The 22,750-nt window shown below is 62.9% G+C and carries 27 protein-coding genes; 8 read left to right on the top strand and 19 right to left on the bottom strand.

Annotated elements, in window-relative coordinates; genetic code table 11:
• Positions 1 to 294: 294 nt before the first annotated feature.
• Together Mame_RS24655 and Mame_RS24660 are read left to right on the top strand one after the other, a co-directional pair.
• A complete protein-coding gene (locus Mame_RS24655) occupies positions 295 to 1,506 on the top strand; it encodes an AAA family ATPase (protein ID WP_026173662.1) in 1,212 nt (403 codons plus the stop codon).
• Positions 1,503 to 2,063, top strand: coding sequence for a hypothetical protein (locus tag Mame_RS24660; RefSeq protein ID WP_018065936.1), 561 nt, complete (start codon positions 1,503 to 1,505; stop codon positions 2,061 to 2,063). Before Mame_RS24655 ends, Mame_RS24660 begins: the two co-directional genes overlap by 4 nt.
• A gap of 299 nt (positions 2,064 to 2,362) precedes the next feature.
• Here Mame_RS24660 and Mame_RS24665 read toward each other — a convergent pair whose 3' ends face one another.
• Genes Mame_RS24665 through Mame_RS24730 form a run of 14 tightly spaced genes read right to left on the bottom strand, consistent with a single transcriptional unit; the run spans position 2,363 to position 13,821 of the window.
• Positions 2,363 to 3,388, bottom strand: coding sequence for a TrbL/VirB6 family protein (locus Mame_RS24665; RefSeq protein ID WP_018065937.1), 1,026 nt, complete (start codon positions 3,386 to 3,388; stop codon positions 2,363 to 2,365).
• On the bottom strand, positions 3,388 to 3,807 hold the full coding sequence (locus tag Mame_RS24670) for a hypothetical protein (RefSeq protein WP_018065938.1): 420 nt from the start codon (positions 3,805 to 3,807) through the stop codon (positions 3,388 to 3,390). Before Mame_RS24670 ends, Mame_RS24665 begins: the two co-directional genes overlap by 1 nt.
• Before the next feature lie 19 nt (positions 3,808 to 3,826).
• The gene (locus Mame_RS24675) at positions 3,827 to 4,861 is read right to left on the bottom strand and encodes an ATPase, T2SS/T4P/T4SS family (RefSeq protein WP_018065939.1); all 1,035 of its coding nucleotides are present in this window, start codon (positions 4,859 to 4,861) and stop codon (positions 3,827 to 3,829) included.
• 1 nt (position 4,862) lies between these two features.
• Entirely contained in the window at positions 4,863 to 6,185 is a 1,323-nt protein-coding gene (locus tag Mame_RS24680) for a TraB/TrbI/VirB10 family type IV secretion system protein (protein ID WP_018065940.1), read from the bottom strand.
• Positions 6,182 to 6,895 carry a TrbG/VirB9 family P-type conjugative transfer protein gene (locus tag Mame_RS24685; protein ID WP_018065941.1) on the bottom strand — a complete coding sequence of 238 codons (714 nt, stop codon included), beginning with the start codon at positions 6,893 to 6,895 and terminating at the stop codon, positions 6,182 to 6,184. Before Mame_RS24685 ends, Mame_RS24680 begins: the two co-directional genes overlap by 4 nt.
• Positions 6,892 to 7,539, bottom strand: a complete 648-nt coding sequence (locus tag Mame_RS24690) for a VirB8 family type IV secretion system protein (RefSeq protein WP_026173664.1) — start codon at positions 7,537 to 7,539, stop codon at positions 6,892 to 6,894. Before Mame_RS24690 ends, Mame_RS24685 begins: the two co-directional genes overlap by 4 nt.
• 26 nt (positions 7,540 to 7,565) lie before the next feature.
• Complete coding sequence (locus Mame_RS24695) at positions 7,566 to 8,363, bottom strand: type IV secretion system protein (protein WP_018065943.1); 798 nt, start codon at positions 8,361 to 8,363, stop codon at positions 7,566 to 7,568.
• Positions 8,360 to 9,553, bottom strand: a complete 1,194-nt coding sequence (locus Mame_RS24700; RefSeq protein WP_018065944.1) for a lytic transglycosylase domain-containing protein — start codon at positions 9,551 to 9,553, stop codon at positions 8,360 to 8,362. Before Mame_RS24700 ends, Mame_RS24695 begins: the two co-directional genes overlap by 4 nt.
• A gap of 4 nt (positions 9,554 to 9,557) precedes the next feature.
• Positions 9,558 to 9,770, bottom strand: a complete 213-nt coding sequence (locus tag Mame_RS24705) for a hypothetical protein (protein WP_018065945.1) — start codon at positions 9,768 to 9,770, stop codon at positions 9,558 to 9,560.
• Entirely contained in the window at positions 9,767 to 12,151 is a 2,385-nt protein-coding gene (locus Mame_RS24710) for a VirB4 family type IV secretion/conjugal transfer ATPase (protein WP_018065946.1), read from the bottom strand. The genes Mame_RS24705 and Mame_RS24710 overlap by 4 nt, the downstream gene beginning before the upstream one ends.
• Positions 12,141 to 12,419 carry a VirB3 family type IV secretion system protein gene (locus Mame_RS24715; protein ID WP_018065947.1) on the bottom strand — a complete coding sequence of 93 codons (279 nt, stop codon included), beginning with the start codon at positions 12,417 to 12,419 and terminating at the stop codon, positions 12,141 to 12,143. The genes Mame_RS24710 and Mame_RS24715 overlap by 11 nt, the downstream gene beginning before the upstream one ends.
• 25 nt (positions 12,420 to 12,444) lie before the next feature.
• Positions 12,445 to 12,759, bottom strand: coding sequence for a TrbC/VirB2 family protein (locus Mame_RS24720; protein WP_018065948.1), 315 nt, complete (start codon positions 12,757 to 12,759; stop codon positions 12,445 to 12,447).
• Positions 12,756 to 13,409 carry a lytic transglycosylase domain-containing protein gene (locus Mame_RS24725; RefSeq protein WP_018065949.1) on the bottom strand — a complete coding sequence of 218 codons (654 nt, stop codon included), beginning with the start codon at positions 13,407 to 13,409 and terminating at the stop codon, positions 12,756 to 12,758. Before Mame_RS24725 ends, Mame_RS24720 begins: the two co-directional genes overlap by 4 nt.
• 52 nt (positions 13,410 to 13,461) lie before the next feature.
• Positions 13,462 to 13,821, bottom strand: a complete 360-nt coding sequence (locus Mame_RS24730; RefSeq protein ID WP_018065950.1) for a hypothetical protein — start codon at positions 13,819 to 13,821, stop codon at positions 13,462 to 13,464.
• 194 nt (positions 13,822 to 14,015) lie between these two features.
• Between Mame_RS24730 and Mame_RS24735 the strand changes: the two genes are divergently transcribed.
• Positions 14,016 to 14,273, top strand: a complete 258-nt coding sequence (locus tag Mame_RS24735) for a hypothetical protein (protein ID WP_210162263.1) — start codon at positions 14,016 to 14,018, stop codon at positions 14,271 to 14,273.
• A gap of 27 nt (positions 14,274 to 14,300) precedes the next feature.
• The gene (locus Mame_RS24740) at positions 14,301 to 15,011 is read left to right on the top strand and encodes an IS6 family transposase (protein WP_018065752.1); all 711 of its coding nucleotides are present in this window, start codon (positions 14,301 to 14,303) and stop codon (positions 15,009 to 15,011) included.
• On the opposite strand, the gene Mame_RS27740 is transcribed toward Mame_RS24740, so the two are convergent.
• A complete protein-coding gene (locus Mame_RS27740) occupies positions 14,987 to 15,211 on the bottom strand; it encodes a DUF1403 family protein (RefSeq protein WP_085986567.1) in 225 nt (74 codons plus the stop codon). The genes Mame_RS24740 and Mame_RS27740 overlap by 25 nt on opposite strands.
• Positions 15,212 to 15,345: 134 nt before the next feature.
• Here Mame_RS27740 and Mame_RS24745 point away from each other — a divergent pair, with 134 nt between their 5' ends.
• From Mame_RS24745 to Mame_RS24760, 4 genes are all read left to right on the top strand, one after another.
• Positions 15,346 to 15,573: a hypothetical protein gene (locus tag Mame_RS24745; RefSeq protein WP_328286113.1), complete on the top strand. Its 228-nt coding sequence runs from the start codon at positions 15,346 to 15,348 to the stop codon at positions 15,571 to 15,573.
• A 126-nt stretch (positions 15,574 to 15,699) separates the two neighbouring features.
• On the top strand, positions 15,700 to 17,235 hold the full coding sequence (gene istA / locus Mame_RS24750) for an IS21 family transposase (RefSeq protein ID WP_079920851.1): 1,536 nt from the start codon (positions 15,700 to 15,702) through the stop codon (positions 17,233 to 17,235).
• A gap of 14 nt (positions 17,236 to 17,249) precedes the next feature.
• A complete protein-coding gene (gene istB / locus Mame_RS24755) occupies positions 17,250 to 18,005 on the top strand; it encodes an IS21-like element helper ATPase IstB (protein ID WP_018067884.1) in 756 nt (251 codons plus the stop codon).
• 86 nt (positions 18,006 to 18,091) lie between these two features.
• Positions 18,092 to 19,066 carry a site-specific integrase gene (locus Mame_RS24760; RefSeq protein ID WP_018067298.1) on the top strand — a complete coding sequence of 325 codons (975 nt, stop codon included), beginning with the start codon at positions 18,092 to 18,094 and terminating at the stop codon, positions 19,064 to 19,066.
• Between the two features lie 25 nt (positions 19,067 to 19,091).
• On the opposite strand, the gene Mame_RS24765 is transcribed toward Mame_RS24760, so the two are convergent.
• The 4 genes from Mame_RS24765 to repB all read right to left on the bottom strand — a co-directional run bounded on the left by Mame_RS24765 (position 19,092) and on the right by repB (position 22,627).
• Entirely contained in the window at positions 19,092 to 19,418 is a 327-nt protein-coding gene (locus Mame_RS24765) for a helix-turn-helix domain-containing protein (protein WP_018067299.1), read from the bottom strand.
• Positions 19,411 to 19,776 carry a type II toxin-antitoxin system RelE/ParE family toxin gene (locus tag Mame_RS24770; protein WP_018067300.1) on the bottom strand — a complete coding sequence of 122 codons (366 nt, stop codon included), beginning with the start codon at positions 19,774 to 19,776 and terminating at the stop codon, positions 19,411 to 19,413. The genes Mame_RS24765 and Mame_RS24770 overlap by 8 nt, the downstream gene beginning before the upstream one ends.
• Positions 19,777 to 20,123: 347 nt before the next feature.
• A complete protein-coding gene (gene repC / locus Mame_RS24775) occupies positions 20,124 to 21,434 on the bottom strand; it encodes a plasmid replication protein RepC (RefSeq protein WP_026173911.1) in 1,311 nt (436 codons plus the stop codon).
• 173 nt (positions 21,435 to 21,607) lie between these two features.
• Positions 21,608 to 22,627, bottom strand: coding sequence for a plasmid partitioning protein RepB (repB, locus tag Mame_RS24780; protein WP_018067302.1), 1,020 nt, complete (start codon positions 22,625 to 22,627; stop codon positions 21,608 to 21,610).
• Positions 22,628 to 22,750: the final 123 nt, after the last annotated feature.

Here is a 22,750-nt window from a genome sequence, read left to right on the forward strand (position 1 = left end):
GCCGATTAGGCCCTCCCGATGCGGCGCAGCAGCATTCTCCAATGCCGTCGCTTGGCCCGAGCGCAGCGAAATCTGCGCAGGACAGGCATGGCCGACTTAGAAGCCGTTCACCTCTTGCATCAGGATTGGTTGCATTACAGCATGAATCACCAGCTGGACAGAAGGCTTTCGGACAGCAGCACGGGGCAGTATCCACGCCTTGCATCGACAGAATTCTATAATTGAGAAGTGATTTTGCGGAAATATCGTTGAAAGAGTCATTCTAACTCACTACATTTGGCCTTGGAGGCCCAGATGATCTACAAGCTCGAAATCGCGAACTTCTACTCTGTTCGGGAGCCACAGGTCATTGACTTGACCGTCGGACGAAAGGTTCCTGAGGAGGCCGGAAGGCTCGTCAAGATCCACGACGGGTCAGAGGATCGTGCGCCCCGGGTGGTCGCCATTTACGGGGCAAACGCCTCGGGCAAGTCGAACGTCCTGCGGGCTATCGCCTTCCTCAGCTGGTTCGTGCAGTTCAGCTTCGAGCACAAGGCGCGGACCCTTCTACCCTACCAGAAGTTTCTGACCGAGGCCCAAGGCTCACTGCCTACCAAGCTGTCGATCACCTTCGCGGGGCTTGAGGACCCTCTCGCCGATGGGGCGACGGGAACCTGCCCGTACGTCTATTCACTTGAGCTTGGCACCCGAAGCGGCGGGGAAGACCGGGTTCTTCACGAGAGCCTGCACTATCGTCCGAGCGGCTCGGCCAGGATGGTTCGTGTGTTCGAGCGCGACGAGGTGGGAGCGGTCAAGGTCGCGCCCTGGCTCGGGCTTGGACGGGAGCTCACCGTTCTCGAAAGCATTTTGCGGCCTGACGCGAGCGTCATCGCCACGCTGGGCCAACTTAACAACCGGCTGGCGCTGAGCTTTGTGCAGGCCGCCAACGCGATCGATACGAACATCTTGCTAACCCGGTTTGAGCGGAACGACTTCGACCTGCTGACTGGCTATGCGCGGAACCCGGAGCTACTGAGCGCGCTGAACCGTGACATCAGGCGCATTGATCTCGGCGTCGACCAGGTCCAGATCCTGGCGGAGAACGGCGGGCCGGTCGCCAGTTTCACGCACGCCGGACTCGATCAGCCGATCCGGATGATCTTCGAAAGCCACGGAACTCAGCAGTTTTTCCGGATCTACCCCACCATCCACCGGGCGCTGGCGCTCGGTGGGGTGGCGGTGATCGACGAACTGGACGTGGCAATTCACCCGTCCGTCCTCCCGGAGATCCTTCGATGGTTCGCAGACCCGGAGCGAAATCCTTATGGCGCGCAGCTTTGGATGAGCTGCCACGCCGTGTCCCTGCTCGACGGGCTCCTGAAGGAGGAGGTCCTGTTCTGTGAGAAGGCGCCGGACGGGGCGACCCAGATCTATGGCCTCGGCGACATCAAGGGGATCCGACGCGACGAGAATTTCCTGCAGAACTACCTCGGCGGGGTCTATGGCGGGGTCCCGAGCATCGGATGAGGGGGCGTCGGGTCATAGAGCGGCGGGCAAGGGTCTTCCTGGGTTGCGAAGGGGAGAGCGAACAGGGCTATGGCGCCCTGCTTCAGCGGCTGGTTGACGCGAGCGGAGCCAAGATTCATGTGGTCCCTGTTAACCTCCAGCCGGCTGGTAACCCGCTAGAGCTCGCGAAGAAGGCGGAGCGCAAGCTGGCGGAAGAGATCAGGCGGGGCGGCCCATTCACGGCGCAGGCGGTCATGCTGGATACCGACCGGTTGCAGGAGCTACCCGACCGCGGTCTCGAGGCGAGGACGATCTTTGCCCGGAGCGAGATGATCGCGATCTGGCAGCGCCCAGATTTCGAGGGCTTTCTGCTTCGCCATTTCGCCGGTCACGAACATGATAACCCGCCCCGTGGCAGGTCACTGGCCGCGCTTTCCGCCCTCTGGGCTGACTATCACAAGAACATGTCGGCGTCGGAGCTTCAGAAAAGGATCGGGCTCGGTCACGTGCAGCGGGCAGCCGGGGTTGAGCCGGATCTGGCCGAGCTTCTTAAGCGGCTCAAGCTCATTGCGCCGTGACCGGTGTGGGAAGCGGGTTAGGCTGACCAAGGTCACGTCATAGTCGCTCCGGCCCCGGAACAACGCTGCCACCGGCAATCGGCCGAATTTTGACATAGCCTGCGCATCGCGACCGTTCGTCCGGGGCGCAGCCAAGGTCGCCCCACCGCCCGACACCGGGCTCGGGCAAAGGGATCGCTGCGCCGCGTATGGATGGCCGCTGTCCCGGGCTTGCTGCAGTTGCCACGCCGCGCTGCAGTCAGGCGGCTCTCCGCCCTTCGCATCAACGAGAAGGCATCATGGCGGCGGCGCATTAGGCTTCACCGACCCAACCGCTTCGCTCTCTCAGCCATCCTGACCACCTGCGCGCTTGCCGTAGCTGCAGCACTCCGCACAGCGGCGGGTGCCTGCATTGTCCCCCGCCCAATCACTTCACCTGTCGTGAGCGCGCCAATCCGCGCCCTGCCCTTCACGCCGTCGGTATTGAGGATCCCCCGCATGATCCCGGCCGAGCCAGAGACCACAGCAGGTGCCGCAGCCACCATCAGGTTTCCAGAGATCCCCCGAACGATGAGGGGTGTTGCTGCGACGAACCCCTTCGCCAGGAACACCATCACGAAGAACGGCACCAGCGAGCCGATATTGGTCGCGGAGTTTGGGTCACCGAGCTGGGCCAGCAGCGAATTCGCCATGCCGACCATGGTCGAGAACATGGCGGCGATGACGATGGGGTAGAAGGCGTAGCTGATCGTGGTCGAGACCCATCTGTGGAAAAAATCCTTGGTCGCATCGAAGAGCGACAGCGCGATCATGATCGGCGCAAGGCCAAGCATCAGGGTCAGCATCATCTTGGCGAAGATGAGGACGATGCCGGTCATGAAGCCGAGCAGACTCAAGAGCACCAGGCCGATGCCGCCGAGGATCGCGCCCGTCATCCAGTTCATATTGCTGCCGATCGCGTTCAAATATGTCGCGAAGCGCTCGATCAGGTTGTCGAATTCTCCCGCGAAATGGGTTGCGCCTGCGCCACCTCCGCCGACCGACGAAACCAGCGCGCCGGCGACATAGTCGAGGCCTCCGATCACGGCGTTGGACACCGCGTTGAAATTGGCCCAGTTAAACGCGAAGAGACCTATCAGCGTCAGCTTGATCAGGTACCAGAAGAAGCTGGCCCCATCCATGCTGCGGAATTGGAAGGCCATGTTGATACAGACGCCGATCAGGGAAAGCGTGACCATCAGAAGGACGATCGTGCCGGTATTGCTGGCCACAGCCCCGAACTGGGACTCGGCAGCATCGACAAGGAAACCGTCGGCGGTTTCGACCATCCAACTGACGACGCTCATTACCAGTTGCCCTGAGCTTCGCAGATATCCTGAACCGCATGGCGCAGATCGTTGCGCTTCTGCCGGATGTCCCGCTGCGCTGCCGTATGTTCCGCGGGGGACGCCAGGAGATACCGTTCGTTGAACTCTTCAGAGGCATCTTCCCATTCCGGGAAGCGGATTTCGCAGCCGCAGTTGCCTGTCTCGACGATCTGTTCCCATGCTCGCAGTTCATACAGATCCATCAACGTCAGCGCCTTGTAGGCCTCACGCGGGTGGACCTCATCCATCCAGGTCGGCCGTGCGGGCCGGTCGTTGCAGATCCGGTATTGCTGGGACGACATGGTTACGGTGAGATCATTCGTGACCTGAGGCGAGGTCTGGGCCGCGAGCGGCGCGGCCAGCAGGGTGACAGCTGCGGCGAGGGTGATCTTGTGCATGGGGTTTCCTTTCGGGTCTTCATTCGGCCACGACCGGGGGGCGCTTGGTGCCCTCGGTTCCGGCAATGTTCTGGTCTGGATGGCTTGCCTGCCCCGGCAGGAAGAATTCGGTGATGCCGCGCGCGCCATCGTGGCGACCTGCCTGGATGATCACGTCGATGGAGCCCTCGATGTAGTTGACCATGTCGGCATAGGTCATGGGCACATCGGTCTTGAGGGCTGCGATGGCGAGGCGGCGGACGGCAAGCTGCGGGGTCTCGGCATGCAGTGTGGTGAGCGAGCCGCCATGCCCGGTGTTGATCGCCTCGAGGAAGGTCATGGCCTCGCGTCCCCGGACCTCGCCCAGCACGATCCGGTCGGGCCGCATGCGCAGGGTCGAGGCCAGAAGCACATCGGCGCTGCGGGCGTCGGTATCACGGTCGGCGATCAGCGTTACGGCATTCGGCTGTTCAGGGCGCAGTTCCGCCGCCTCCTCGATGGTGATGATCCGTTCCTCGGGCGGGATCAGCGAGAGGATCTTGCGCGCCGCGACGGTCTTGCCGGTCGATGTGCCGCCCGAGACGATCATGTTGAGCTTGTTCTCGACGCAGAAGCGCAGGGCGGCATCGATGTCGCCGGAGGCCACCACATCGCGCAGCGCGGCGTTCCGTTCGCGACGCAGGCCTTCGAGGCTGCGCTCCTTGCCATAGAGGAAGCCAAGCTTGATGGCCTCCAGCGGCAGGGAGGAGAAGAACCGCAGCGATATGGAGAACCCCCCTTCCACCGCAGGCGGCTGGATCACCTGCGCCCGGATCGGACGATCCCGGTAGAGGATCGAGACCGAGACGATGGGTTTCTTGGTGCTGAGCGTGGTCGAGGCGGCCGAGGCGATCTGGTTGCCGAGGTCCTTGATCTCGGTCTGGGTCAGCGGCGTGCCGAGACCGCGCATGAAATGATCGCCCTGGAACTCGCCCCAGACCTGACCATTGGGGTTGATGCAGATCTCGATCGTGTCGTCTCGTCGCACGGGCGCGCCCAGACGGTCGAGCGAGGCTTCGAGATAGCTCGCTGCCATCTCAGAAAATCTCCAGATCGCGGTCGACCATGACTGTGATCCGGGTGCCCTGGTCGACATGGATCACGGGCCGGATCGCCAGATAGTCCTGCATGACGCTTTGGGTACTGTCGCGCAGGTCCGTGCCGACGTCGCTCGCGATGTCGGCGGCAGCCTCATCCTCGATCTGTCCGGCGGCCGCCGCAGGCAAGGCCCCGATCAGCGAGATCAGCGCGGCCGAGCCGAAGCGCTGCGCGAAGCGGGTGTCGACAAAGCCGGTGGTGCCGGTGCGACCGAGCTCATCCCCACCGAAGGCGCTGATTTCCACGGTCTGGTTGTCGGGCAGGATGATGCGGTCCCATGCCACCATGACTCGCGACTGCGCGAGCGCCACATCGGAGCGATAGCGCCCGACAAGGCGCGCGCCGCGAGGGATCAGGACGCGCGTGCCGTCGAAGGAATGTACGTCTTCGGAGACAATGGCGCGGATGGCACCAGGCAGCGTGCTGTCTAGCGCTGTCTCGGTCACGGCCTGGATCATCGTGCCTTGCACGACGGTGTTGCCGGGGTTCACGATCAATTCGGCCCGCGTCACTGGGGCGGGCCTTGCGCCTGCCCGCACGAAGGCTTCGTCTTCATTCAGGCGCGCGGCCTCGAGGCTGTTCTCCCGGTCGGTCCCGGCCCCCATCCCGGAAAACGCGATCATGGGCGAGGCGATGCGTTCGGCCCGGGCCTCCGCTTCGGCGATGCGGCGGCGCTCGAGTTCGGCAAGCCGCAGCTCCTCCTCGTTCGGTCCGAGGTCCGTTGGCGCAGGCGGGGCCAGCTGCGCGACCTCGAGGTCCATGCGCAGCTGGTCGAGCTCGCGGTCGCGTTCGGTCAACTGGCGTTCGAGCGCGCGCTGCGCCTCAGACGAGGCCTCTTGCAGCGCCGCGATCTGCGCCGTGAGATCGGCGATGGCCTGCTCTGCGCCGCTACCCGATGCCTCGACGGGCCGCGCGCGCAGGTCTTCGAGTTCCGCCCGAAGCGTGGCGAGGCTTTCCATCAGCGCCAGTTCTGACGCGGAGGGGCCGGTCTCGGCCGGCGGCGGTGCAGACTCTACCACGGGCATGGGTGCGAGATCGCCGAAGCCTGATCCTGTGGTCTGGAACTCTTCCGGAGCTGCGGTCGGCAGTGGGGCTTCCGGCGATGGCTGCAGGGCGGCCCAGGCCAGGCCGCCCACGGCCAAGATCCCGGCCACGCCAAGGATGGCCGCCAGCGGAGAGGGCCGCGGTGCGCCGCGCTTCTTGTCGCCCGTCGCTTCAAGCGCCGCGAGACGCGTAGCGAGGTCTTCGGTGTCCTGGCTCATGACGTGGGCGCCCCCATGTCCTGCACGCAGACCTCTTCATCGCCCAAGCGCAAAACCCATTGGCGATTGACGCCGGAGACCCGGATTACACCGTCGCTGAGGACGGTGCTGTTGACCGCGCGCTCGCCGCCATTGGTGTAGCGGAAGATCGCAGGGACGGGCGCGTTCCGCGCAAAGCGGAAATAGGTGAAGGTGCCATCATCCCAGATGGCCGTGGGCGTGAACTCGCGGCTGCTGCTGACGGCATAGTTTGCGTTCGGGGCATCGGCCGCCACGGCGCGGGCGGGCTGGACCCGGGCCTCGGGGTAGCGGAACTGTACGACGTAATGCGGGGTCTCCCGCGCCTCGACGACGTGGAAATAGTAGGAACGGCGGTTCGTGTAGACGGTGATGTTGGTGGCCACACCCGAGGCTGCCGGCTTGATCGCGAAGGCGCGTCCGCCCGGCACACCGTCGAACTGGAAGCCCACGGTGTCGCCCGCGATGATCGAGCGGATGGTCTCGCCCTCGCCGAATTCGACGGTGGTGACCCGGGTCAGCGTGGTGACGATCCGGTAGACCTGCCCCTCGGTCCAGGTCGCGATCCGGACGCGGTTGTCATGAGGGCCGGGGCGTGGCGCGGTCTCCGCAAAGGCTACGGGTGCGGTTAGCACGAGGGCACCAGCGACCAGCAGGGCGTGAACAGGGGCAAGAACGGGAACAGAAGTCATTCGGAACGGTCCGATCGGATGGCATATTGGGTGACGGTGAAGCCGAAGGGGTTTTGCCAAACGTCGTCGATCGTGCGGGTCCGTTCGGGCTGGAAGGCAAACATCAGCGTGGCGGTGAAGGATCCGTCCTGCGCGCCTTGCGGGCTGGTCAGGCGCTTTCTAAGCCGCACCTGCGCGCGGTTGTCACCGATGAGCGTGATCGACGCGATCTCGACAGCCATCTCTGCCGCGGGGCCATATCGCGTCGGCGGATAGCTCTCCTGCCCCGAGGTCCACATGGCGCGCATGCTGGCCTCGGCCGCCCCGGTGGATTGCGCCAGCACGCGACGCACCCGCAGATCGTTGTCGAGATGGTTGTAGGCCTCACGGTCAAGGATGTAGCGGTAGATCTGCGCCTCGATGACGGCGGGCCGCTCGGCAAGCGAGACCGTTTCGACCGTGGCGTTCGGCAGAGCGAGACCCGTTGCAGGATCATAGGGCACGACGACCGGCGGCGGTGTCTCGACCATCAGGGCGACGGCGGCGGCGGCAAGACAGCCGAAGACACCGAAGCCCGCCCCGCCAAGTCCGATCATCCGCCAGAGCTGCTCCCGGCGCAGCGCGCCGTGGATCAGTTCCTCCTCAACGAGTTCCCGCGCACTCATGCCTGCGGTCATGTCCGGTGCCTTGGTCATGGTCGCAGGCTCGGCAGGGTGAAGTCCATGTAGCGTCGCTCTTCCGCGACGGTGGCGGCATCCACCACGCCAGCATTGCCCGCGCCGAGGGTCTGGATGGCTTCAAGCTCCCACATCCGCGTCATCGCGATGGCCAGTTCCGCCGTAACACGGGTGTTGTGGTCCATCGACGCCTTCAGATCCTCCATGTCGGGGATCATCGCGACGAGCTGTTCGACCCGTTCGAGGGATTGCGCTGCCTCTGCATGACTGTTCTGGGCCGCCGCCGACATCACGGCACCGGTCGTGGCGCGGGTGGCGACGCCCTCTGCCCCCGGATTGCCGCTGGTGGCGATCTCGCGCAGCGAGTCCTCATCGAAGCCCGCACTCGCCAGAGCCTGTTCCATCTGCGTGCGTAGGGGACCTGCGTTGGGACCGATGAGGCTCGACCAGTCGCCCGCCTGGATGCCCCGGATCAGACCGGGGATGTCGTCGAAATTGGCCTGCAGGAGGCCGTCGAGATCGCCGCCCATGGCGAGACCGAGAATGCTGCGTGGCCCGGTCAGTGAGGCATACATCTCCTCGAGCTGATCGAACTGCTGCTGCAGGAGGTCGAGCTGTGCCAGCGCATTGTCCAGAAGATCGGTCTGGATCCCGAAATCTTGCAGCATCTGCTGAAGCTGGCGGATTTCCTGGGCGATGTTCTGGGTATCGACCGTGGGCACGCCCTGTGACGCGACGGGACCTGCAAAAGCGAGGCCAAGCGCAAGTGTCGCGGCACCGGTGGCAAGGGAACGGTACAAGCGCCGGATCATCGCAATGTCTCCTGGGTGAAATCCATGAACTGCCGCTCAGCGGCTTGGGCGGCGGCCATGGCGAGTTGTTCCTCGCTCAGCGGCTGGGTGTGGGCGGCCTTGATCCGGGTGCGGATCGCGACCAGCCGGGCCAGTTCGGCGCGCGCATAGGTGTTGAGCGCGATGGCCTCATGCAGGTCTTCGGTCTCACCGATGCGGGTGATGATGTCCTGCACCCGCAGGGCGGCGGCACGGACCGAGACCAGCGAATAATCCCCATAGACGCCTGCGCCATGGGCCGAGAGGCTGAAACTTGCGTTGGCGAGAAGCACAGGATCGATCGTGCCGAGCGCATCGATGCCGCCCACCGCGGCGAGGTAGCTGTTGTATTGCTGCGGGATCACCACCACGTAGTGCTGGGTCTCCGCGAAGGGCGGGACGCCGCCGTAGTCTTGCACGTTGCCCGGGCCTGCGTTGTAAGCGGCAAGCGCATGGATGATGTTGCCATCGAACATGTTCAGCATCATCGCGAGGTAACGCGCACCGCCTGTGACCTGCAGGTACGGGTCGTCGTAATAGGCGGGGTTGATGCCAAGATCGCTTGCCGTGGCGGGCATGATCTGCGTCAGGCCAAAGGCCCCGACGGGCGAGCGCGCTCCAATCTGGAACCGGCTCTCCTGCCAGATCAGCGCCTGCAGCAGGCAGCGCCACTGCACAAGGGACAGCCCCGCACGGCTTACGCCCGGCAGACTGTGGGTGTCGCGCGCGGCGCGGATAATCAGCTCCTCGATTCCTTCCCGCGCATCGCCGAACATCCGGGCTGCGGCCGGGTTGTTGTCCTCGGGCGCATAGAGGCTGGCCGCAGCACTCTCGACGTCCTCAACCGCCCCCTGCCCCGCTTCGAGCCCGGCCACGGTGCCAGCCACATCGCCCGAGCCGAGCGACATCGCATCCATCAGCCCTTCGAGCGAGGCGAGTTGCTGGCGCTCGATCTCGGCCAGTTCCTCTTCGCGGGTCAGCCGGTCTTGCTGCAGTGCGAGATCCTGATCGGTCTGATCGAGGATCGCCTGTCGTTCGGCGAAGAGGCGCAGATCGAAGGTCGGCACGCCCTGTGCGTTGGCCGGGGCCCCGAGCCAGACACTGCAGGCGCCGGCGGTCGCCCCTGTCAGGAGTGCGGCGCTGGCCAGGTTTCGGATGCGGGCGGTGGTCATCGGATCAGCCGCCCGACCCCAGCAGCACGAAATCGCAGGATGTATCGCGACGGGTCACGATTTCGCCGCTGGTCGAGACCGTCACCGCGGAGGCAGTGCGCGCGGGTGCATCGCGGAAATTGAAGCAGTTAGCCTGCGCAGGGTTATGCTGCGCGCAGGCTGTCAGGGTCAGGCCGAGGCCGAGCAGCACGGCGCTGCGGCTGAGGATACGGGTCATGTCACTCTCCAGAAATCGGGGCGGTCGCGGTAGTCGGGGCCGACAAGGGCCTCGCCCTTCTCCATGCCGCCGAGGATGGTCACGAGGGAGCCGAGGGCACTGAGATCGGCGTCGATCACCACCGCACCCCGGTCATCGCGCACGAGCGCGAGCCGCGAGGCCGACCCGACGCCCAGAAGCACGTCGAGCTCTTTCTCGCTGAGACCGAGCATCGCGTAATCAGCGGCCGAGGCGCGGATGTTGGGCAGGAGCACCTGCGTCGGCACGGCTTCGACGATGGTCTTGCCGGTGCGGGTGCGCTCGAGCTGACTGGCATATTGGGTCATCATCACGACGACAGCGTTCTGCTTGCGGGCGGTCACCAGCCAGTTCGAAAGCCGCTCCGCGAAATACGCGTTGTCTAGCGCCTTCCAGGCCTCGTCGATGACGATGATCGTGGGCTTGCGGTCCTCGATCACCCGCTCGACCCGGCGGAAGAGGTAGGACAGGACCGCCATGCGCTCCCGCTCGCTCTCGGAGTCGAGGATACCGGTCAGATCGAAGCCTGCGACGTCCCCGCCGATGCTGAAGCTGTCCTTGGCATTGGCCCCGAAGATCCAGCCGTAGCGGCCTTCGGCGGTCCATTCCTGCATCCGCTCGAAGAGATCGCCCTCGTCATCGGTTGAAACCAGAAGCGAGGCGAAGTCCGACCAATTGCGCAGCCCCGCGTTTCCGGCGCTGGCGTTCTGGCGCACGACCTCCTGCAGGCGATTGGTCTGCACCGGGGTCAAGGGTCGGTCGCGGCGCTCGAGAAGGCTTGCGAGCCAGTCGGCCAGCCACGCCTGACCGCGGGCATCAATCTCGGTCTGAAGCGGGTTCAGGCCCGTGGGCCGTCCGGCCCGCACGGTCGAATAGCTGCCGCCGAGCGCGCGGACGGCCATCTCCATGCCCGCGCGGTAGTCGAAGACGAAGAGCCGCGCGCCAGCGCGACGGGCCATCGTCATCAGGAACGCCGCCAGCACGGATTTGCCCGAGCCGGGGCGGCCAAGGATCAGCGTGTGGCCGCCTGTGGGCTCGCGATCCGGTGCGCCCTGTTCGTGGAAGTTGAAGCGAAACCCGCTGCGCTCGGGCGTCGGGAAGAGCGTGATCGGCACGCCCCAGGGGACTTCCCGGCCATTCTTGCCGAGCGGGGTGCGGTGGAAAGTGGCGAGATCGGCGAAGTTGTGGTTCGTGATCGCAGCCTTGCGGCTGCGCGCACCTGTATTGCCGGGATGCTGCGCCATGAAATGCGCCCGCGCGCCAAAAGCCTCCGAAATCAGGTTGATGCCGGAGGTGGTAGAGATGTTGCGGATCTCGGCCGCGATGTCGTCGAGGGCCGCTTGGCTGCGCGCATAGACAGCTACCGTCATGTGGTGCTCGCCGAAAATCAGGCGTTTTGATTCCAGATCGTCCTGGGCGAGTTCCAGTTCCTGCGCGAGGCTGACGGCCCCGTCATTGGCCGCCTGCATGAGGCGCAGCTGCCGTTTGATCCGACCTGCCATGATGTTCGCGTTGATCGGCACGAAGGAGTGGGTGACCACCATGTCGACGGGCAGGTTCAGCTCGTCGAGCATCAGGCTGTCGGTCTTGGCGGGGTAGTTTTTCACCGCAAAGATCGCGCCGAGCTTGTCGCCGACGGCACCGTCGGAGAGCGCGATGGTCGATCCGCGGAAGGTGACGCGGGTATTGGCAACGTCCTCGGCGATCACGCCAAGGCGCGACCGCGGGAAGAGCGGGTGCTCTTCGCCAGTGTTGAGCGAACCAAGAAAGCCGAGAAGCTCGCCGGTGCTGGCGGCAAGCAGCCGGGGTTTCAGCTCATCAAAGGACGACAGCAAAAACCCCACGACCTCGTCGAGCTTGCGCAAGCGGCGTGTTGTGTCCGCTGCATGACGCGCACGCGACGCGCCCAGACCGAAGGGCAGACGGCTGCCCGCCTCCGGGCGCTTCAGCACAGTCAGCGTCAGCGTCTTGTCGCGCAGGCCAGCTTGAGCCAGATGCGCGCGCCAGCGTTGATCGACGGCAGCCGCAAATCCCTCGCCCGGGATGGGCGGCAGAGTAACGTCGACCGCTTTTGAGACCTTGTGCAGGTAGAAGGAAAACTCGGTCCCCACTTGCGCAACGATGCCCGCCAGGAGCCCGCCGATCCGGTCGAGATGGGCGTCTTCGCTCGTGGTGCTGTTCACCCCTTCCAGCCGGATGCATTGCATCAGCTCGTTGCCGCGTGTCCGGATCGTCCGGTCGGTCACGAGGCTGACATAGGGCAGCATCGACGACAGCCGCTTCTCGCCCTTGACCCATGCGGGCAGCGCGGTCAGCGGATCGAGCGCGTCCGCCACGTCATCGGCCAGTCCATCACGGGGCATAGCTGTCGCCCCCGTGGAGCTTGCGGTTCGTTGTGGGTGGGGTTTCCTGCAAGGTGATCACCAGGACATCGAGGAAGTTCGGATCCCAGTCTGCGGCCTTCCAGAGCGCCGGCCAGGCCAGCCCCGCGAAGACGGCCACCACCCAGCTCTGCACCCAGAGGAACAGGAGCGTCGAGCCGAAGAGCCAGACCATGGCGTACATGATCGGCAAGCCCATCAGCTTGGGTGGCCTGAGAAGGCCTATGAACACGCGGGACTGGTCGGACATGGCCGAGACCTCCGGAAGTTCTGGCTCAGGTCGTCCAGATGGCGGCAACAATGGTGGGCGCTGCGGCGATGCCCGCGATTGCAACCACGACCCAGAGCGCTTGGCGGAAATCGAGGATGCCGAAGAGCCAGGAGAGGAACACGCCGATCAGCGCCAGCGTGCCGATCACGATGCCCAAGGGGCCGGTGATGGCGTTCACGATGCCCTGCAGCAAGGTCTGGACCGGCGAGAGATCGATGCTCTGCGCCAGTGCGGGATCTGCGAGCATGATGAGCGCCATTGCGCCCATGAGCGCGCAAGTCACCGCGCGGGCGGCAACGGGGGAAAGTCTGGATGTCACGAGAGATCTCCTCTGAGCCGTTGGAACACGGCAGTCACACGGGCCACATGGCCCTGGGTTTCGCGGAAAGGGGGAATGCCACCGTGGCGGGTGACCGCCTCAGGCCCGGCATTGTAGGCGGCCAGCGCCAGCACAGGATCGCCGAAGCGCTCCAGCATCATCAGAAGGTACCGGGCTGAGCCGTCGAGGTTCTGCGCGATGTCATGAGGATCGACGCCAAGATCACGCGCCGTGCCGGGCATCAACTGACCAAGCCCGATGGCCCCGACCGGGCTCAAGGCGCCGGGATTGTACGCGCTCTCGACTTCGATGTTGGCGCGGTAGAACAGCGCCCAATCGGTGACTGAGAGACCCGCCTGACGCAGGGCGTCATGGCTGCCGTAGCGCAGCGCGGTGGTCTCGATGGCGTGGAGGATTTCGGGGGAGGCGGGGACAGCACGCGGTGTCACGGCCACGGCCGCAACCTGTGCCAGCGGCTGATCTGCGTCCGATCGTTGCGGTCTTGCGAAAAGAAAGAGGCGGTCCGTCTGCGTCCCATCCGGGGCGGCGTCGGAGGTGTCGAACGCCCGCAGCGACTGCGTGCCGTTCGCGATATCGATCAGCTGCCCGTCGGGGCTGACCTGGAAGATGAAACCGTCGGCCAGGGCCAAGGGTGCGGAACAAACACCTGTACCCAATGCAACGACGAGCGCGAACGCGCGGTCAGTCGTCCTTGACCAGAACCGGGCCAGTCCGCGGCTGTGCCACGCGGCCGGGGGCGGTGTGACGCTCGCGTCCGCCTTCTTCAAGGGGAATGCTGGCGGTTGTGCAGCCCATTTCGGCAAGGAAGCTGACAAGACCGACGATGGTCTTGAACTCGCGCACCTTGAGGTAGCTGCGGCTGGTGACAAGCATCTTGTCGGCCCGACCGTCTTCCGCGACGGCGCGCGCAACCCAGGTGCCGTACCAGCTGTTGTGTCGTTTCTCGCCAGCTTCCTTGCAGACCACCTCGAGGAGGTAGCCATCTGCAAGCAGGCTTCGCAGTCCGTCTTCTGTAACCACATTCGGGGCTTCTTCTATCATGGCCTTCCCTTGGGTCCTTTCCTGCCTGGGGTGCAGCATCGGTTCCGCGGGGTCGCAACACCGCGGTCGATACGAGACAACATGAACGATAGCAAGACAATAATAACGACTTGACGAAAATCGCCTTGCTCTGATAACGGTGCTACAGGACGAGATTGCAACATTAAAGGCGCAAAAGGAGTTTTGCCCTGCACATGTCATGTGCACGCAACGCTATTCTTGCGCTGATGATCGTGGCGACACCAGCGCAAGCCGCTGTGGCTGCACCCTGTCTCGCCCCCGAACGCCCCTTCCTGCCGCAGTCACGCGAAGACATGCGCCGCTACGCCGATCTGCTCCGCGCGGACTTCGAGACCTACATCGCTGAGGTCCAGACCTATTTCCGCTGCCTTGACGAGGAACGCGCGCGCGCCTTTGTCGAGGCACGTGAGGGGCATTGCCAAGTTGTTTGACCTCCGCGTTTCGGGTATCGAGACGAGATGAAGTTGCCGAGCTCATTTCCCCGTCTGAAGGGGTTTCGTTTTCCGCGTGAAGTTGTCGCCTTCGCGGTCTGGGCCTATCATCGATTTGCGTTGAGCACGGCCGATGTGGAAGATCTTCTTGCTGAACGCGGTGTGATCGTGAGCAGGGAAACGGTTCGTCTCTGGATCAACCGCTTTGGCCGACATTTTGCCGACTGTATTCGCACAGACCGGCCCAAGCCGAACGATAAGTGGCATATGGATGAGGCTGTCATCACGATCAGCGGAAAAAAATTCTGGCTTTGGCGGGCAATTGACGCCGCTGGTGACGTGCTCGACATTTTGGTTCAAGCTCGCCGCAATACCAAAGCTGCCAAGCGTTTTTTCTCAAGGTTGGTCAAGCAATTCGGTGAACCACGTGTCGTCGTGACGGACAAGCTGCGCAGCTATATCAAGCCGATACAAGACCTGACGCCAGATGCTGATCATCGGGCCCACAAGGGCCTGAACAACAGAATTGAAAACTCACACCGTCAGACGAGGAAGCGAGAGAAGATCATGGGGCGATTCAAATCACCTCGTCAAGCTCAACGTTTTCTGTCAGCCCACGATCAGATAAACACCCTCTTTCGTCCCCGCCGATACAACCTCTCAGCTCTCTCATATCGACACGCAAGAGCAGATGCCTTCTGCCTGTGGGCCGATTACACGGCAGAAATGGCAGCTTGAAAAACGAACGCCTCGCCAACCCGCGACCAAAGACAAACAACTTGGCAATGCCGGACGAAATCATCCAGCGATTTCAAGGTGATACCGGCCGAGAAGGCAGCATCGGATTCCGCAATATCTGGCCCGCGCGGGCGGGCCAAGGCAGGCAGGGGCGCGGTGGTCGCGGCGGTTCTGGCATGTGATGCGGCGTACGAATCCATGGCGTGGAGGCTAATCGAAACGAGCGGTTAATGCCAGTGAAATCGACGAAAACCGCACAGCCTGTCTTTTCTCTATAATGATTGATAATGTTGCATTATCATTCATTATATACATTATAAGGAAAAACCCCATTTTGAGGCCCGAAATGCCCGAAAACGACGCCGATCCGCACGCCAGTCCGTCTCCCGGCACGGGAGCGGAGGATGCCTTGCACGTTTCCGGGGCGTCGGGCGCAGTGGCCAGCCACCTCGCGCCGCTGGTCGAACGCGCCCGCGGTTATGTCGAGGCCGCAAGCGCGGCCAATACCCGACGCGCCTACGCTGCGGATTCCGAAGTTAACCGGCCGGGTATTCCGATTTGAAGCCGGCCGCCATTCCGGAATGAAGCCGGCCACGATTCCGATTAATAACCGGCCACCTTGAAGGCATGAGACACCCCCTGGGTCAGCAACTTTGGCATGACTGTCCTTTTGAACAAAGGAAGCGTGATGCCGGCAAAGAGAAGGCTGACCATGAGACAATTACGACAAATGCTCCGGCTTGCCGGAGACGGGACCAGCACCCGTGAGATTGCACTGACGCTCGGCGTGGCGCGCAGCACCGTTCAGGATAATCTGAAGCGAGCGGCCGCGGCGGGACTGCGCTGGCCGCTTTGCGGTGACCTTACCGACGATGCGATCGAGGACAGGCTGTTCGCGCGCGCCGGCGTCAAGCCGGGTTTGCGGCGGCGACCGGAACCCGGCTGGGCGGAACTGGCGGTGGAACTGCGCAAGCCTGGCGTGACGCTGCTCATCCTGTGGGAGGAGTACCGCGCCGTTCACCCCGGTGGTTACGGCTACAGCCGTTTCTGTGATCTTTTCCGAAGTTTCGAGAAGCGGTTGTCACCGACAATGCGCCAGGACCATGTTGCCGGCGACAAGGTCTTCGTGGACTATTCGGGCAAGAAGATCGCCATCGCCGACCCGCTGACCGGCGAGATCCGCGAGGCGGAGATCTTCGTCGCCGTTCTGGGCGCCTCCGGTTTCACCTATGCGCAAGCGACCTGGACGCAGACGTTGCCGGACTGGATCGGCGCGCATGTGCGCATGTTCCGCTTCTTCGGCGGCGTCCCGCGCCTGATCGTGCCCGACAATCTGAAGTCCGGCGTCAACCGCGCTTCCTTCTACGATCCGGAGGTCAACCGCAGCTACGCCATGATGGCGTCCCATTATGGCATCGGCGTGCTGCCGGCCCGGCCGAGACGTCCGAAGGACAAGGCAAAGGTCGAGAACGGGGTCCGTTTCGCCCAGACCTGTATCCTCGGCCGGCTGCGGCGGCAGACCTTTTTCTCGCTTGCCGAGGCGAACGCCGCAATCGCCGGGGCGCTCGATCGCATCAACGATCATGTCATGCGCCGCCTTGGCGTCAGCCGCCGCCATCTTTTCGAAACTGTCGAGAAGCCCGCGCTCTCGGGCCTGCCCGGCGAGGACTACGAATTCGCCGAATGGCGGCTTGCCCGTGTGTCGACGGACTATCACGTCGAGTTCGACCGCTTCTTCTATTCCGTGCCGCACAGCCTCATCCGTCAGCAGGTCGACATCCGCGCGACGCAGAGAACGATCGAGATATTCCTCCGCGGCAAGCGCATAGCAATCCATCAGCGCCGCTATGGCGGGCGCCGCTACGGCACGATCCCCGACCATATGCCCAGTTCCCACCGGCGTTATGCCGAATGGACGCCGGACCGCTTCCGGCGGTGGGCAGCTTCCATAGGACCACAGACTGAAGGGCTGATCGTCGCCATCCTGGCAAGCCGGCCGCATCCCGAGCAGGGCTTCAGAACATGTCTGGGGGTGCTCCGGCTTTACCGAGAGCTCCGCCGAGACCATGCCGAAGCGGTATCGGCCCGTGCGGTCGAGATCGGCGGGTTCACCTGCAAGAGCATTTCCGCGCTCATTGCCAACCATAAAGCAGCCCGGCCAACCGCAGGTCCCGGCGCCATCATGGATCACGCCAATCTGCGTGGCCCCGGTTACTTCCATTAAGGAGACAAGAGATCATGTTGACCCACCCCACACTGGACCGGCTGAGCGAGCTTGGCCTTCACGGCATGGCCAAGGCCTTCCGGGACCTCGATGCACAGCCGGAAGCCCGCGCCCTCGAACATGGCGAATGGCTCGCCATCCTTCTTGAGCATGAAGCGACGCTGCGGCGGCAGAAGCGCTTCGAGGCCCGCGCCCGGGCAGCCCGGCTGCGCCATGCCGCGCAGGTCGAGGATACCGATTTCCGTGCCGAACGCGGTCTCGACCGCACGCTGTTCCTCAATCTCGCCACCTGCGACTGGATACGAAAGCGGCACGGGCTCCTCATCACCGGTCCAGCCGGCGTCGGCAAGAGCTGGCTCGCCTGCGCCCTGGGCCAAAAGGCCTGCCGGGAGGACTTCTCCGTCGTCTACCACCGTGCGCCAAGGCTCTTCGCCGCACTTGCCCTGGCGCGCGGCGATGGCCGGTACGCCAGGATGCTGAAGGCGCTGGCGAGAACCGATTTGCTCATCCTTGATGACTGGGGCCCCGAAAAGCTCAATGACGATCAGCGACGCGACCTCCTCGAGATCATCGAGGACCGCTATGAGCGCCGCTCGACCATCGTCACCAGCCAGGTCCCCGTCGACCAATGGTATGAAATCATCGGCAATCCCACCATAGCCGATGCCATCCTCGATCGCCTCGTTCACAATGCCTATCGCATCGAATTGACGGGCGAAAGCATGCGAAAAAATCGTACTATCCCGCCCGCTGATACAACGCGGACTTGACCGGAAGGAAAACCCGAACCAAACATCCACACTGACCCAGGTTCAGCCCCAACGGTGGCCGGCTTCAAATCGGAATCCCGGCCGGAATGAAATTGGAATGGGTGGCCGCCTTCGTTTCGGAAAACATGGCCGGCTTCATCGGAATTCGCACCTACGCCGCCGACTGGGCCCATTTTACCGGCTGGTGCCGGCGCAAGGGACTTGTCCCCCTGCCCCCGGATCCGGCGACCGTCGGGCTCTACATCACGGCGCTCGCCTCGGGCGCGGCCACTCCCGGAGCCAAGCCCAGCACGGTCTCCACCATCGAGCGGCGGCTGTCGGCGCTCTCATGGAATTATGCCCAGCGCGGCCTCGTTCTCGATCGCCGCGACAGGCACATCGCCACCGTGCTTGCCGGCATCCGCAATCGCCATGCAGCACCGCCGCGCCAGAAGGAGGCGATCCTGCCCGAAGAGCTGATCGCCATGGTCGAAACGCTCGACCGGGGCACGCTCCGGGGCCTGCGCGACCGGGCCATGCTGCTGATGGGATTTGCCGGCGGGTTGCGCCGCTCGGAAATCGTCGCGCTCGATTGCGGCCGCGACCAGAGCGAGGACGGAAACGGCTGGATCGACCTTTTCGACAAGGGGATGCTGGTGACCCTGCGCGGAAAAACCGGCTGGCGCGAAGTCGAGATCGGCCGCGGCTCCTCCGATCTCACCTGCCCGGTCGCAGCCGTCGAAACCTGGCTGAAACTCGGTCGGATTGGTCATGGTCCCCTGTTCCGCCGCGTCACCGGCAAGGGCAAGACCGTCGGCCCCGCGCGTCTGAAGGATCAGGAAATTGCCCGCCTCATCAAGAAGACCGTGATCGCCGCCGGCATTCGCGGTGAACTCCCGGAGGCCGAACGGATAAAACTGTTCTCCGGCCATTCGCTGCGCGCCGGCCTCGCCTCCTCCGCCGAAGTCGACGAGCGCTATGTCCAGAAACAGCTCGGCCATGCCTCCGCCGAGATGACGCGCAAGTATCAGCGCAGACGCGACCGGTTCCGCGTCAATCTCACAAAGGCTGCGGGGTTGTAGCAGCCCCTCCCCTGCCGTGGCTCTCTCAGAGCTTTGGGCCGTGTCGGGAGCGCTCCGCAATACGCGACAGATCAACTTTCTTGCCCGCGACATCCGCGACGATCTTCAATGTGCCGCCAAGGGATTCAACATAATCGCGAAGCGTCGACAGCTTCATGTCGGCCCGCTTCTCCAGTCTCGAAACATTGTTCTGCTTGATACCTGTTCCGACGGACACATCCTCCTGCGTCCGTCCGGCAAGTACGCGCAGTTCCCGCAGATTGTAGGCCGTAACAAGCTCGCCGGCACGCTTTTGAATAGCGCCTCGTTCTTCTTCAGGAAGCGTCTGCATTATCTTATCGAGATCATCCATGTTTCTTCTCCAACTCGCTCAAATGCTCATCGTACCGTTTGTCCGCCAGATCGATCAGGCGCTTGTAAAAGAGTTTCTGGCTCACGCCGCTCTTTGCACCGCCGCAGAGGACTACAGCCTTTCGCTCCGGATCGAAGGCAAAGGCGAACCGCCATTGCACCTTCAACACCTTGACGCGCAGTTCCTTCATGTTCGCGTGTTTGGAGCCTTCGAGTGTGTCGACCTCAGGCCGCCCCAGTCGAAATCCCTTTTCGCGAAGCAGCACCAGATGCGCGAGCAATTCGACCCGAACATCTTCTGGAAGATCTGTGATCTCGCCTTTGAAGCGGTCATGAAACGCGACCTTCCATTTCGTCATTTAATATCCTAAACGATATAGATACTTTGGGATATATAGCTCATCTTTCTCCCGGAGACAACAGTAACTCTTCCTCTGGAGAGGCCAGCAGATGATAAATTATCCGTAGCTTCTATGTTTGAAAATTGGCCTTCAACGAACTCACAGGCGCTGGCACATGGCAACTGACACGCACAACCGGCCCTCCCGGTTCGCACAGCCCCCTTACCGGCTATGGCCAAGCAATCACCAATGCGCCGCTCGACATATTCGGCGGTCTGGTCGACTCGGCATCATAGAACGGGGCCGAACGTTCGATATCAATGGTTCCCACCTTTACGTGACTGAACATAGGCTTGCATTGCAAATCATCTCCGAGGCTTCTTTAGCGAGCGTGCCAAAGCGGGCGAAACCGAAAGACCGCCCTCCCCTGTGCTATCGTCATCGGGTTTTGGCGGCGGCGGGCTGTTTCCGGCCTCGATCCGAGCCCTCAACAGGGCCATCACCATCGGCCAGACGGAGAATTGGCCGTCTCTCGCCCGTTCCGTCAGGTTGCGCAGATACCCGCCGGCGCTGATGATCTCGTTGCCGCGCTGATAGATCGCGGCAAGGGTGATCGCGGCCTGTTTGTCGCCCATCACCTCCGCCGCCTCGCGCCAGGCGCTGGGACTGACGCCCAGCATCGGCCGGGCGATCTCGACGATGCCCAGAAACTCCCGCCAGTTGCGGATGGAGCCGCCCTTCGCCAAATCCCGCCAGCCTTCGCAAGCGTCCAGCACCAGTGCCAATGGCATTTCCCGCTTCGGCAGGCTGTGCAGGTTGTCAGTTTCGCCGGCGTTGCCGCTCACGTCTGATTTATTTCTAAAGCCGTATTCAGATTCAGATTGTGAGTCTGGGTTTGAATTCTGTTTGTGGCGCTCAGAATGAGACTCATTGGCGCTCTTATTTTGCAAATTCACGTGATTTTCCAATGTCTCACGCACTTCCTCATGCAGAAGGGCCAGGGCATCGCAAATATCCTCCGCGATCGCCAGGTCAGGGACGCGTGGAAGCCGGTCGATGATGTCGCGGTAAACACGGCCCATCTTCGCCCAGTCGCCCGGAACGCCCTCATCGAGCCCGGCCTCGATCATCTTGACGATATCGCGACGCAGAAGCGTCAGCCGTTCCCTCGCGCATTTCAGGGCCCGACGCTCCTCGGCGATCGTCTCGGCCATCGCGGCAAACTCCTCGGCCCGGGCAACGAGCGGCGACAGGTCGAAGCCATAGGCCTGCTCCACCTGCCCTCCCCTGCCCTTGCGGGCGAAGCGCTTGCCGTTCGGACTATCGCGGCGGATGATCAAGCCGCACTCGACCAGGACCGCCAGATGACGGCGCAGCGTCGCCGGCGAAATGCCGTTGGCGCGGGCGATCAACTGCTCATTGGAGGGCCAGACCACGAAGCCGGTTTCCTCCGAAAGCTCGTTTTCGGGATAGAAGGTCAAAAGCGCGTTCAGGATCGCAAGGCCGCGATCGCTCGCCCCCAACGCTTCCCGCGCTTCCCGCACTGTATGAAACAGTTTCCACTTGTTGAGCCGCGCCCCCTTCGGGGATTCCCGCGCCGCTTTCTGGCTTGAAAGCATCGCGAGCGACATCGGCCGCCGCCCAAAGGGCGTCGTTGTTGCAGTATGTGTTTGCATCTTTGTTCACCTGTTGCCAGGCAATAGAAATCGGATCGCCGAATCGACGCTCGTCGCCCAAAAGAGCTTGACTGAGATTCCAGGAAGTGCGATTCTCTAGCTACCACACGTAGAGAAGGCTTCCGGAAGCGATTTCGGGGCCTTTTTCTTTGCCGTTCTCTCTTTGACCGCGGCTAGCGGCCCGTTGTTCGGTCCTTTTCCTCCTTTTGCCTAGCTTCAAATTCTCGATACAGTTCATCCAGTTTACCCGAAACGAACTGCGCAAACGCGGGAACGACCTTATCTTCGAAGATCAGCGTCGTTTTAGCCTTGTCCGTCTGGATGCGCGCGGCACGCTTACCAGATGGCGTTTTCCATTGCTCGACACGGCTACCCTTCGGCCGCGCGTTTTTCACGTCCAAGGCCTTTAGTATAAGCTGGAACCGTCCGTCGCTACCGGCTGAAGCAAAGCCCTCTTCCTCAAGAATACGCTCAAGCCGATCGCCGTCCTCTTCCTTTTCTAGAGCTTCAACGAGCTTCATCCAGCGTGCCCGTCCAGCTTTGGGCGCCGGCCCAATCCGCCCGACGAGCCTCTCTGGCACTCGCCGTGCGATCGCTATATATCTGCTGACATCCGATTTGTCCGAGCAAAGGGCAGCTATGATGGTCGCGCGGTCACATCCAGAATCTTCGAGATTCTTCGCAAAGAAAGCCTTTTCGATAAAGGACAGGTCCTCGCGATCCAGGTTCTCCCGTCCCTGAGCCACGAAAAGCTCTTGGTCACTGAGGCTGCGAACGATAGCACGAACCGGTCTGCCCAACGCCTGCGCCGCACGCAATCGACGACGACCATAGGCGATCTGAAAGCGCCCGCGACCGGCCGGGCTGGGACGGACGAGAATTGGAACTTGCTGCCCGTTATCGGATATCGACTTCACAAGCTCATCGAATGCGGGGTCAACATCAATCGGAATACGATCTGCGATTGGCGAGCGCTCAATTGCCTCTGGCTCGAGCTCAACGACGACATCACCCTTTTCCAGCTGTTCCTGAAGACGAGTTGCCAGCTTTGCGCCATCGGTCATTTGTTTGAGCGATGTGCCCATGGCGGAAATGGCACCCGTTCTTACCCGTTCACCAGCCTTATCGCTTTCTCCGGCGGTCGAAGTCGGCTTCTGCAGATAGAGCGAGTTGATCGCGTCCTTGCGGCTCATGAGAAAAGCTCCTGGAGAGGATCGTTGGAGCGTCGGCGGTGTCCATGTTGGGAGCTCCCAACAAGTGGATCATACGCGGTAGCCATACTGTTGGGAGCTCCCAACAAGTCGCCAGCGGAGGAG

The sequence above is a fragment of the Martelella mediterranea DSM 17316 genome (genome assembly GCF_002043005.1).
In the GTDB taxonomy this organism is placed as follows: domain Bacteria; phylum Pseudomonadota; class Alphaproteobacteria; order Rhizobiales; family Rhizobiaceae; genus Martelella; species Martelella mediterranea.